Below are 12,489 nucleotides of genomic sequence, written 5' to 3' on the forward strand. Positions count from 1 at the left end.
TTAATTATAATATCAAAATAAAAAAAGAAGAGACACTAAGATATGAAAACGAAATCAATTTTACTGACAGGCGTGTTTGTTGTAATGTGCTTGTTTGGGTATGCTCAAGAAGATAGAGACTTAAAAAAAGAAGTCAACGTAAGAACTAACTTTAAACCAAAAATTAAGAAAGCTAAACGTATTGGCGAAATGCCTAATGTTGTTGATACGTTGAATTTTAAAAAGCAATTTGATTATTCGATAAGAAGTAAATCTTTGAATGTTGATTTTAAACCAGGCTCTATTAAAGCGGCTAAAATGACAAGCGCTCCATTGAAAAAGGCTCATGGACATTCTTTTGATTTGGCAGCAGGAAATTACGCAACTTTATTTGCCGATTATCGATATAATAACCTGAACTCTAAGAAAACGGATTTTGGTCTTCATTTACAACACTATTCCAGTAATGGAAAACTAGAATTGGATAATGGGCGTAAGGTAGATCCTGATTGGAGTGAATTTTTAGCAGAGATTTATGGAAATCATTATTTGTCAGACGCAAAGGTGAGTTCTCGAATTTTCTTTAAAAATAAATCGTTTAATTATTATGGATCTTCTTTGTATGATCAAGGGAGAAATATTTTTGATTACGATAAACAAAGATATAATCTTGTGGGACTTGAGACGAGTTATGAAACCTTAAACAGGGATGCTAAGGATTTAAGTTATAAACTTGGTGTTGAGTTGGAATATTTCACTGATAAATATAACGTGAGTGAGATCGATATGGGTGTCAATGGAAGTGCGGAATTAAAAGCTGGTGATGGTTTTTGGGCTCTAGAAAGTTCATTGAACTTTATCCAATCAAATAACCTTGTGTATTGGAGCGTTGACATAGATGACTCAAAAGATCGTGATGTGAATTCAACGCTGTGGGTTGTGAATCCATCGTATAATTTAACCGCAGGTAATTTTAATATGAAACTAGGGGTTAAAGCTCAAAGTATCTTAGGGAATGATTCTGAATTTAAGCTTTATCCTGATGTTAAATTTAATCTTGTATTGGTTGATCAAGTTTTGGATATGTTTGCCGGATTAGATGGAAATTTAGACCTAAATACGATGCAGTCAATAACAAATTCTAACCCATTCGTACATTCGGGTCTTGATGTGGAAAATACAAGTACCGATTACAGAGTATATGGTGGTTTAAAAACGAGAATATCTTCTAAATCGAACGCTTTGTTATCTGTAGAATATGCAAGTATAGATAATCAATACTTCTTCTCAATGGCTAATGAAGCTGTTTCTCCAGAGGGATTACCATATCAAACTAATTATTTTAACAAATATGGTGTTGTTTACGATAACTTATCAAAATTGAGCCTTACAGGAGAAATGAATTTACAGGTTAATAAAGAGCTTAATCTTTATGCCTTGGCAAAATATACACATTATTCGTTAGATGTCTTAGATGAGGCTTGGAATATGCCAAATTTTGAGATGGAGGCAAAAGCTAATTATCGTTTTAATGATCAATGGCTATTTAATGCACGTTTGCTATTTGTGGGAGAAAGAAAAGTTATGACAAATGGTGATATGGCGACTTTAGATGTGTTGGCTGATTTTGGTTTGGGAGCAGAATATAAATGGAATGATATTTTATCTGTTTATGCAAATGTGAATAATATCTTTGATGCTGAATCTTATTTGTGGTATGGCTATCCAAGTCAAGGTGTTAATGGAATGCTTGGATTGAAATTAGTATTCTAAATTGTAAAAATAAGTTCAAATTCAATTCTTATTTTAAGTTGATTTGAACACAGAATATTTGGATTCATTTATGAATGGTTTGAGTTGAAAATCTCTATTGAGATTGAAACTTGAACCATTTTTTTATGCCGCATAAATTTTTCATAAAAAACTCTATTTATCTGTGTTTTTTTATTGAAATAAAGTGAGCCAAATTCATCATTTTTATTATCTTTGTTTATCTCAAAAGAAATCATTTCGGATTAATGTAATGCGTTGATTAACAGAAAAATTAATTGTTTTTAATTTTGATAATTAACGCTATTGTAATCTGATCTAGTTTGAGATCAAACATCGAATGTTTAGAATCTGTAAACGAGGTTCTTTTTTTTTGAAAAAGAATGTTCTTTTTCAGACTTCTTTAAAATAATACTAAAGATCTGGTAAATGAGTGATTTAGAAAATGTGAATAAAGGAAATACCGACTATTCAGCAAATAGTATTCAGGTATTAGAAGGTTTAGAAGCGGTTCGTAAGCGTCCTTCAATGTATATCGGTGATGTTAATGTAAGAGGTTTGCATCACTTGGTTTATGAGGTTGTCGATAACTCTATCGATGAGGCTATGGGTGGTTACTGTAAGAATATTGAAGTTTTCATTAATGAAGACAATTCTATTACAGTAAAGGATGATGGACGTGGTATCCCAACTGCACTTCATGAGAAAGAAAATAAATCAGCACTAGAGGTTGTTATGACTGTTTTGCACGCTGGTGGTAAATTCGATAAAGATTCATATAAAGTTTCTGGTGGATTGCACGGTGTGGGTGTTTCTTGTGTCAATGCTTTATCTATTTTATTGCAAGCAGAGATTCATCGCGATGGAAAAATTTATTTACAAGAATATTCAAAAGGGAAACCACTTGCTGATGTAAAAGTAATTGGCGAATCGGATCATACAGGAACTAACATTACGTTTAAACCAGATCACTCAATATTTATAGTAAGTGAGTATAAGTATGATATTTTAGCAGGTCGTTTACGTGAGTTGTCTTTCCTTAATAAAGGAATTACACTTACAATTACTGATAAAAGAGATGTTCAAGAGGATGGTTCTTTTAGAAGTGAATCGTTTCACTCTGAAGAAGGACTTAAAGAATTTGTTCAGTATTTAGATGGTACACGTGAACGTCTTATAGAAGATACCATTAATGTTTCAACTGATAAAAATGAGGTTCCTGTTGAGATTGCTTTGCAGTACAACACTTCATTTTCTGAGAATATACACTCGTATGTAAATAATATCAATACGATTGAAGGTGGAACTCACTTAACTGGTTTTCGTAGAGGTTTAACTAGAACACTTAAATCTTTTGCAGATAAGTCGGGTATGTTATCTAAACTGAAATTTGATATTTCGGGTGACGACTTCCGTGAAGGTTTAACTGCTGTCGTTTCAGTAAAAGTTGCAGAACCTCAGTTCGAGGGTCAAACTAAAACAAAATTAGGTAACTCAGAAGTTAGTCTTGCTGTTGATAAAGCTGTAAGTGCCATGTTGGCTAATTACTTGGAAGAACATCCAAAGGATGCTAAAACCATAGTACAAAAGGTTATTTTGGCCGCAACAGCTCGTCATGCAGCTCGTAAGGCAAGAGAATTGGTTCAACGTAAAACGGTATTAGGTGGTTCTGGTTTACCAGGAAAACTTTCTGACTGTTCTGATAAAGATCCTGTTAATTGTGAAGTATTCCTTGTTGAGGGTGATTCGGCGGGTGGTACTGCTAAGCAAGGTCGTGATAGAAAATTTCAAGCTATTCTTCCACTAAAGGGTAAGATCTTAAATGTGGAAAAAGCGATGCAGCATAAGGTCTTCGAAAGTGAAGAAATCAAAAATATTTTTACAGCTTTAGGTGTTTCTATCGGTACTGATGAGGATAGTAAAGCAGCTAATGTAGAAAAATTGAGATATCATAAAATTGTGATCATGTGTGATGCCGATGTCGATGGTAGCCATATTGCAACACTAATTATGACATTCTTCTTCCGTTATATGAAATCGGTAATTGAAGAAGGTTACTTGTATATTGCAACGCCTCCTTTGTATTTAGTTAAGAAAGGTAAGAATCATCAGTATTGTTGGACTGAAGATCAACGTTTAAGACTTATTGATGAGATGGGTGGAGGAAAAGAATCTTCATTGCATATTCAGCGTTATAAAGGTCTTGGAGAGATGAGTGCTGATCAACTATGGGAAACAACAATGAATCCTGAGATGAGAACACTACGCCAAGTGACAATTGAAAACTCTGTGGAAGCAGATCGTGTTTTCTCTATGTTAATGGGTGATGAGGTTCCACCTCGTCGTGAATTTATTGAACAAAATGCCACTTATGCCAATATCGATGCTTAATGAGCATTTAGTAATAGAGAACTTAATTTGAGTTTTTATATAATGGCCCTTGTGATTTTTTCGCAGGGGCTCTTTGTTTAAAGAGATATAGTTATGAATAAAAATATATGTGTCTTCTGTTCATCAAGTGATTATTTAGCCGATAAATATTATGAGGTGGCCAAAGATTTGGGAAGAGCAATTGGAACTTCTGGTAATCACATCGTGTATGGCGGAACAAGCGTTGGATTAATGCATGCGGCAGCTTTTGCGACCAAAGAATCAGGAGGTAAAGTAATAGGTGTTATTCCTGAGTTAATTCAATCGAAAGGACTTGCTTCTGATTATGCCGATGAGTTGCTTGTTACTGTAGATATGAAAGAACGGAAAGAAGTTATTCGCGAAAAGTCGGATGCTTTTATTGCTTTACCAGGTAGTTTTGGAACGCTTGAGGAAATAATGGAAGTAATTACTTTAAAACAATTAGGATACCATTCAAAGGCGATTGTCTTTATTGATGTTGATGGGTTTTATTCGGCATTAAAGGCACAGTTTGATATGCAGTATCAAGAAAAATTTGCCAATGAATCTTTTAGAAAAATGTATATTTTTGTTGATACTGTAGCATATGCTTTAGATTATATAAATAACTATACTGGGGAAGATCAGATTACAAAATGGGATTAATTTTTTTTACTAAATATAAAAATAGCCTTTAATTCGCTGAGAATTAAAGGCTATTTTACAGTGTATTTTATTGAGTTTAAAATTCAAGTTTACCATTGAAAACAAAAGTTGCAGGTCCTTTTAGCCAGATATTCTCAAATTTATCGTCTTTTTTATAATCGAAATAAACTTCTAAGTTGCCACCTAGCGTTTTCACATAAAAGTGATTGCTCTCCGTTTTGAATTGTATTTTGGCCGAAATACTTGATGCAACAACTCCTGTTCCACAAGAGTAGGTTTCGTCTTCTACGCCGCGTTCATAGGTGCTAACCTGAATATGGTTATTGTCTCCAGAGATAAAGTTAACATTCGTTCCCACTTCTTTAAAGCGTTTGTTATATCGAATCGCTTTTCCTTCGGTGAAGGTGTCGAAATTATCGTGGTTTGCTATAAATTTTGTATAATGTGGCGAACCAGTGTTTAAGTAATAGAAATTTTCTCCATTTTCAATTTCAGAAACATGCTGCATTTGAAGACTAACTATGAGTTGCTCATCTTCGAAACTTATATTAGCAAAATGTTCCCCATCGACAGCAATAAAATGAGCTTTATCTTTTATTATATTCAATTTATAGGCGAAAGCAACAATACAGCGTCCACCATTACCACACATACTACCTTCTTTTCCATCAGAATTAAAATATCGCATTTTAAAATCAAATCCTTCTTCGTTTTCAAGTAGCATAAGTCCATCGCAGCCAATGCCAAATCGTCTGTCGCATAACTTTTCTACTAGAGAAATATTTTCTGCTGGAAATGATTTATCTCTATTGTCAATCAGAATAAAGTCATTACCTGTGCCTTGGTATTTTGAGAAACAAATTTTCATTTTTACGATATGTTAATAATTATTATTGAGAGAATATTGTAGTTCAAAATTGAGCTAATAATATTAAATTAAGGTCAAAAATAGCAATACTGAATCAAATACGTTTATACTATTAGAAAAAGTTAAAAATATTTGATATTTTCTTAAGTCGATCTAGTTGTTAAAGTTGATCAGAGTAAAACTAATAATAGCTAATGGTTAGAGATAATAATAGGTTCCTTAGATTCTAGGATACAAAATATATATTAGTAAAAGGAAACATTTTATGCTAACTTACGTAATACAGTAGAACGCGCTCGGATGATTAAGTTTGTTCATATTAATTTATTGGTGAAAATTTCAAAAGATATCAAAGAAAATGAAGTGTACTCGATGTATTCCAGTATGGAATGTGTGTGTAAATTAGTTGATAGAACATTGAATTAAGTGGCAATAAAGAAAGATGAATCTCTATAAATATTATAAAACTTGTTTTTTATATAGTTATATTCATCAGATTTTAAGTGAGATGAGAGGCTGTTTTTTCGAGTGTTTTCAAATATAAAGCATTAGTATTTTGTCTTTTTTTTGCAGAATGGTGATGGGGTAAAACTGTAATTAATAAATAACTTGAATATAATACTGCTCAGTTTTGGCTATAAATTTAAAAAGAGCTAATTTTGCACAATATTTCGGGTTGAAAAAGGGACTATGAGACAATTAAAGATAACAAAATCAATTACCAATCGTGAGAGTGCTTCTCTTGATAAGTATTTACAAGAGATTGGTAAAGAAGATCTTATTACCGTTGAAGAAGAAGTTGAATTGGCACAACGAATAAAAAAAGGTGATCAAAAAGCCTTAGAAAAGTTGACAAGAGCTAATTTACGTTTTGTTGTTTCTGTAGCTAAACAATACCAAAATCAAGGTTTAAGTCTACCTGACCTTATTAACGAGGGTAATTTAGGTTTGATTAAAGCAGCTGAGAAATTCGACGAAACTCGAGGATTTAAATTCATTTCTTACGCCGTATGGTGGATTCGTCAATCGATTTTGCAAGCATTGGCTGAGCAATCTCGAATTGTTCGTTTACCATTGAACCAAGTTGGATCTTTGAATAAAATCAATAAAGCTTTTTCTAAATTTGAGCAAGAGAACGAGAGAAAACCATCTCCTGAAGAACTTGCTGATCAATTGGAATTGCCTGCTGACAAAGTTGCTGATACGCTTCGTGTATCGGGACGTCATATTTCAGTAGATGCACCTTTTGTTGATGGTGAAGATAATTCTTTACTTGATGTTTTGATTAATGATGACTCACCAATCGCTGACCGTAGCTTGTTGAACGAATCGCTTACTAAAGAGATCGATCGTGCCCTTGCTACTTTAACAGAAAGAGAAAGTGACATTATTAAACTGTTTTTTGGTATTGGAATTCAAGAAATGACTCTTGAAGAGATTGGCGAAAAATTTGGTTTAACACGTGAGCGTGTTCGTCAAATTAAAGAAAAAGCGATTCGACGTTTAAGACATACTTCAAGATCTAAACTACTTAAGACTTACTTAGGTTAATCGTTTAGAGCTGTGAAAAAATAGATTGAGGCTATTGAATTAATTTTCAATGGCCTCTTTGCTATATAAGGGTTTCGTCTTTTAAGATTTCTCTTTCAAGAGTTTCTCAAGTTTATACATTTCATCGCGGAATTGAGCGGCTTGTAGGAAATCTAATTCTTTTGCTGATTTTTGCATCGATTTCTTCGTTTTAGCTATCGATTTTTCAAGACCTTCTTTACTCATGTATTGTACTACAGGATCGGCAGCAATTTCAACTGTTTCTGGACCAGAGTATGCATTAGGACTCGAACTACTACCATTTTGCATGATACTGGTTTTATCCTTAATTATTTGAGTCGGTGTTATATTGTGTTTGGAATTATAGGCTAATTGTTTTTCTCGTCTATAATTGGTTGAATCAATGGTTTCTTTCATCGATTTAGTAATTCTATCAGCATACATGATAACTAAACCATTGATGTTACGGGCAGCACGTCCCGAGGTTTGCACCAAGGCTCTTGTCGATCTAAGAAAACCTTCCTTGTCAGCATCCAATATGGCAACTAGGGAAACTTCTGGTAAATCGAGTCCTTCACGTAAAAGGTTGACTCCAATTAAAACATCAAAGAGACCTAAGCGGAGATCTTCCATAATTTTTACACGATCAAGTGTGTCAACGTCGGAGTGAATATAACGACAACGGATATTTAGATCTGCAAAATATTGAGAAAGCTCTTCAGCCATTCTTTTAGTTAGAGTTGTGACTAAAACTCGTTCGTCAATTTCGCTTCGTTTGTGAATTTCAGCAACTAAATCATCAATTTGATTCAGGCTTGGACGAACATCAATTTGTGGATCTAGCAGACCTGTAGGTCGAATAATTTGTTCCACAACGACACCTTCTGATTTTTCTAATTCATAATCTGTTGGCGTTGCACTTACATATATTGTTTGTGAACTTAAGGCTTCAAATTCCTCAAATTTTAGTGGTCGGTTATCTAGAGCTGAAGGTAAGCGGAATCCATAATCCACAAGGTTTACTTTACGTGAATGGTCACCACCATACATCGCTTTCACCTGTGATAGGGTAACGTGACTTTCATCAATAACCATTAATATATCATCTGGGAAATAGTCGATTAAGCAGAAAGGACGTGAGCCTTGAGCCCGACCATCAAAATATCGAGAATAATTTTCAATACCAGAGCAATAGCCTAATTCCCTAATCATTTCTAAATCGAAAGTCACTTTGTCCTCAACGCGTTTAGCTTCAAGATGTTTACCTATGCTTTTCATGTAGTCTACATGGGCAACCATATCGTCTTGAATCATTTTAATGGCATTCTGAACCTTGTCTTTACTGGTAATAAATAGGTTAGCTGGGTAGATTGTAATTCTATCATAGCGTTCTATTTTGTGTCCATTGAGAGGATCGAAGGAGTAAATTTCATCAATTTCATCATCCCAAAAGGTAATACGGTAGGCAAAGTCTGCATAAGCAGGAAAAATATCTATTGTATCTCCTTTAACCCTAAAGTTACCTCTCTCAAATTCGACCTCATTCCTTGAATATAAAGCATCAACAAATGAAAGGAGAAGTTTATTTCTGGAAATACGTTGACCTTGTACCAATTCTAAGACATTGGCATGAAAATCTTCAGGGTTACCAATACCATAAATACAGGAAACGGATGAAACGATAATGACATCTTTTCGTCCCGAAAGAAGTGCAGAGGTAGCTCTTAATCTTAATTTTTCTATTTCATCATTAATTGCAAGATCTTTCTCTATATAAGTGTTCGTTGTTGGTAAATAGGCTTCTGGTTGGTAATAATCGTAATAACTAACGAAATATTCAACAGCATTATCAGGGAAAAAGTTTTTAAACTCACCGTATAATTGGGCTGCAAGTGTTTTGTTATGACTTAAAACTAATGTTGGTCGCTGAACTTCATTAATTACATTGGCAATTGTAAAGGTTTTTCCCGATCCTGTAACACCTAAAAGCGTCTGAAAAGGATTACCATTATTCAGACCTTCAGTCAGTTGTTTAATAGCTTCGGGTTGGTCGCCAGTTGGTTTAAATTTTGATACAATTTTAAAGTCCATACGATAATGTTTACTTTTTAGTCGCTGCAAATTTAATAAAAAGAGAGCATATACGTGAAATGTATATGCTCTAATGGTTCTTTCGAACTAAATAATTGAGAATACTCAGCCTTAGTTATTTTGTGATTTTGAAATAAACAGGAAAATGGTCGCTAAAACCACCATAGTATTTAGGACCTCCGTAAGTTCTACTTGGTGTGTAAATACCTTCTTTGTTTTTATAACAGATGTGTTTATTGCGATATATTATTCCTGCATTGTGCTCTGTTCTAAAGCCTTTGTTTTTACTTAATAGTGAATTAGATACAATTAAATTGTCAAGCATATTCCAATCACCTCTATAATTATATGACCCTTCGCCATTAGCTTCTACGTCATACATCAGGTTATATAGTCCCATTGGGTTGCTTGTATTTTTATTATTATCAGCATTAAGTGTTTCAACGACTGCGTTATCAGTTGGTTCGTCATTAAAATCTCCCATAATGATAATTTTGGCAAATGGATTTTTTGCTTGAATTTTGTCAATAGCTTTTCTTAATTGCATGGCAACATAAATTCGATTTGGTTCTGATTTTTCTTGACCACCAAGACGGGAAGGCCAATGATTGACGAAAATGTTTAAAGTGTCTTTTTTACCGACTAAACCTTGTACATAAAGAATATCTCTAGTTTTATATTCTTTATCCCATGGAAATTCAATATTAATTGCTTCGTGTTTTAGGTATTTGAAATCGTCTTTTCGATATATAAGAGCGCAATCAATTCCTCTTTTATCAGGACTCTCACTATGGACAATTTTGTATTTACCTTTTTTTAATCTGTCATGATCAATAAGATCCTCGATCACGTCTCTGTTTTCAACTTCACAAAGTCCAATAATTGCGGGTAAAGCTTCTTTGTTTATGGAGCTTAACACGTAACTAAGTTTTGAAACTTTATCATTATATCTTTTCGTATCCCAGTTTAGTTTACCTAGTGGTGTGAAATCACCATCTCTTTTATCGGGTTGATTAATTGTATCGAATAGATTTTCTACATTATAGAATACAACGGTTAATTCTTTTTTCCCTTTAGAAAAAGCAGAAAAACATAAAGTCGTCGCAACAAGAAGAAGTAAAGCTTTTTTAAGCATGAGGTCGTAATTATAATTTGATTTCACCTTCTGGTGGTTCGTTTTAATTATTAGTCTATTTTCAAAGTTAGTGAAAAAATCGAGTTAGTAAAATTAGAATGTGTATGCTTACCCGAATTTTAAGCTAATTTATTGCTTCTATTTAATTATATTTGAAACTTCTTACCTGATAAAGAGAATAAAAGATAAAAAAATCTGAAAATTTTCCTCTTTGTAACATTCGTTACACTTTTTATTGAACTTTTACCTCATATTTGTTGTGTCGAAAGGGAATAACACTCGTCAAATATAAATAGGTTATAACCCATCGATTTTGTAAATTAAATATTCTAATTAATATTTTAAAAAATACTATTATGGCTATGTTTTGTTATCAGTGTCAAGAGGCAGCAAAAGGAACTGGATGTACAGTAAAGGGTGTTTGTGGAAAAACCGATGAGGTTGCAAATATTCAGGATTTATTGATGTACGTAATGAAAGGTATTTCGGTTTATAGTACTAAGGCTCGTGAAGCTGGTATTGAAAATGATAAAGTGAACCACTTTATAATGACTGGTTTATTTATGACCATTACTAATGCCAATTTTGATAAAGTAAAATTCGTTGAAGCTATTCGTACTGGACTTAAGCTACGTGAAGAGATTAAAACTCAAGCTGAAGCTGCTGGTGTTAAATTTGAAAATCTTCATCATTCTGCAACATGGTTTGCTGATGCTGAAAATGATTTTGATGCAAAAGCTCGTGTAATTGGTGTTTTATCAACTGAAAATGAAGATGTTCGTTCTTTAAGAGAATTGACTATTTATGGATTGAAAGGTTTTGCTGCTTACGTTGAGCATGCTTATAACCTAGGTTTAGAGAAAGCTGAAATGTATGCATTTATGCAAAAAGCTTTAGAAGCGACTACTGACGATTCTTTATCTGTTGACGAATTGGTAGCTTTAGTAATGGAATGTGGTGCTAATGGTGTATCTGCTATGGCAATTTTAGATGAAGCTAACACAACAGCTTATGGTAATCCAGAAATTACTGAAGTAAATATAGGTGTAAGTGATAAACCAGGTATCCTAATTTCAGGTCACGATTTGAGAGATATGGAGCAATTGTTGAAGCAAACTGAAGGAACAGGTGTTGATGTTTACACTCACTCAGAAATGTTGCCAGCAAACTATTATCCAGCATTCAAAAAATATAAGCACTTTGTAGGTAACTACGGAAATGCATGGTGGAAACAAAACGAAGAATTTGAGACATTTAACGGACCTATTCTTTTCACTACAAACTGTATTGTTCCTCCTAAAAAAACATCTACATACCAAGATAAAGTATATACAACAGGTGCTTCTGGTTTCCCTGGATTCAAGCATATTGAGCCTGATGAAAATGGAATAAAAGATTTCTCTGAAATTATTGAAGTGGCTAAAAAATGTGCCTCTCCAATTGAAATTGAAAAAGGAACTATTATAGGTGGTTTTGCTCATAACCAAGTTATGCAATTGGCTGATAAGGTTGTTGATGCTGTTAAAACTGGTGCTATTCGTAAATTCTTTGTTATGGCAGGTTGCGATGGAAGAATGAAAAGTCGTGATTACTATACTGAATTTGCTGCTGCTTTACCAAAAGATACAGTTATTTTAACTGCTGGTTGTGCTAAATACCGTTACAATAAACTACAGCTAGGTGATATCGGAGGAATTCCAAGAGTATTAGATGCAGGTCAGTGTAACGATTCATACTCATTAGCTGTTATTGCATTGAAATTGAAAGAAGTATTTGAGTTGAATGATATTAATGAATTACCAATTGCTTACAACATTGCATGGTACGAGCAAAAAGCTGTAATTGTATTGTTAGCACTTCTTTCTTTAGGTGTTAAGAACATTCACTTAGGACCAACATTGCCAGCTTTCCTTTCTCCAAATGTAGCTAAAGTATTAGTAGATACTTTCGGGATTGCAGGAATTGGAACTGTTGACGAAGACATGAAAATGTTTCTTAACTAAGAATTAAAAATTTACAACTAAATCACAAATATGTA

8 protein-coding genes are annotated in these 12,489 nt (G+C 33.5%); 5 read left to right on the top strand and 3 right to left on the bottom strand.

Annotated elements, in window-relative coordinates; translation table 11 throughout:
* Window positions 1–42: 42 nt before the first annotated feature.
* The 3 genes from EMN46_RS10010 (at window position 43) to EMN46_RS10020 (ending at window position 4,806) form a co-directional block, all read left to right on the top strand.
* Window positions 43–1,752 carry a hypothetical protein gene (locus tag EMN46_RS10010; protein ID WP_154200665.1) on the top strand — a complete coding sequence of 570 codons (1,710 nt, stop codon included), beginning with the start codon at window positions 43–45 and terminating at the stop codon, window positions 1,750–1,752.
* 426 nt (window positions 1,753–2,178) lie between these two features.
* Window positions 2,179–4,140: a DNA topoisomerase (ATP-hydrolyzing) subunit B gene (gene gyrB, locus EMN46_RS10015; RefSeq protein WP_154200666.1), complete on the top strand. Its 1,962-nt coding sequence runs from the start codon at window positions 2,179–2,181 to the stop codon at window positions 4,138–4,140.
* A 93-nt stretch (window positions 4,141–4,233) separates the two neighbouring features.
* Window positions 4,234–4,806, top strand: coding sequence for a TIGR00730 family Rossman fold protein (locus EMN46_RS10020; RefSeq protein ID WP_154200667.1), 573 nt, complete (start codon window positions 4,234–4,236; stop codon window positions 4,804–4,806).
* A 76-nt stretch (window positions 4,807–4,882) separates the two neighbouring features.
* Here EMN46_RS10020 and dapF read toward each other — a convergent pair whose 3' ends face one another.
* The gene (gene dapF / locus EMN46_RS10025; protein WP_154200668.1) at window positions 4,883–5,674 is read right to left on the bottom strand and encodes a diaminopimelate epimerase; all 792 of its coding nucleotides are present in this window, start codon (window positions 5,672–5,674) and stop codon (window positions 4,883–4,885) included.
* A gap of 690 nt (window positions 5,675–6,364) precedes the next feature.
* On the opposite strand from dapF, the gene EMN46_RS10030 reads away from it, so the two are divergent.
* Complete coding sequence (locus tag EMN46_RS10030; protein WP_154200669.1) at window positions 6,365–7,225, top strand: RNA polymerase sigma factor RpoD/SigA; 861 nt, start codon at window positions 6,365–6,367, stop codon at window positions 7,223–7,225.
* 81 nt (window positions 7,226–7,306) lie between these two features.
* Here the strand turns inward: EMN46_RS10030 and uvrB are convergent, their stop codons facing one another.
* Both uvrB and EMN46_RS10040 read right to left on the bottom strand, forming a co-directional pair.
* The gene (gene uvrB, locus EMN46_RS10035; RefSeq protein WP_154200670.1) at window positions 7,307–9,316 is read right to left on the bottom strand and encodes an excinuclease ABC subunit UvrB; all 2,010 of its coding nucleotides are present in this window, start codon (window positions 9,314–9,316) and stop codon (window positions 7,307–7,309) included.
* A gap of 115 nt (window positions 9,317–9,431) precedes the next feature.
* The gene (locus EMN46_RS10040) at window positions 9,432–10,451 is read right to left on the bottom strand and encodes a hypothetical protein (RefSeq protein ID WP_154200671.1); all 1,020 of its coding nucleotides are present in this window, start codon (window positions 10,449–10,451) and stop codon (window positions 9,432–9,434) included.
* Between the two features lie 356 nt (window positions 10,452–10,807).
* Here EMN46_RS10040 and hcp point away from each other — a divergent pair, with 356 nt between their 5' ends.
* Window positions 10,808–12,454, top strand: a complete 1,647-nt coding sequence (gene hcp / locus EMN46_RS10045) for a hydroxylamine reductase (protein WP_154200672.1) — start codon at window positions 10,808–10,810, stop codon at window positions 12,452–12,454.
* The last annotated feature ends 35 nt before the right edge of the window (window positions 12,455–12,489 follow it).

The sequence above is a fragment of the Ancylomarina sp. 16SWW S1-10-2 genome, from assembly GCF_009669305.1.
In the GTDB taxonomy this organism is placed as follows: Bacteria; Bacteroidota; Bacteroidia; order Bacteroidales; family Marinifilaceae; genus Ancylomarina.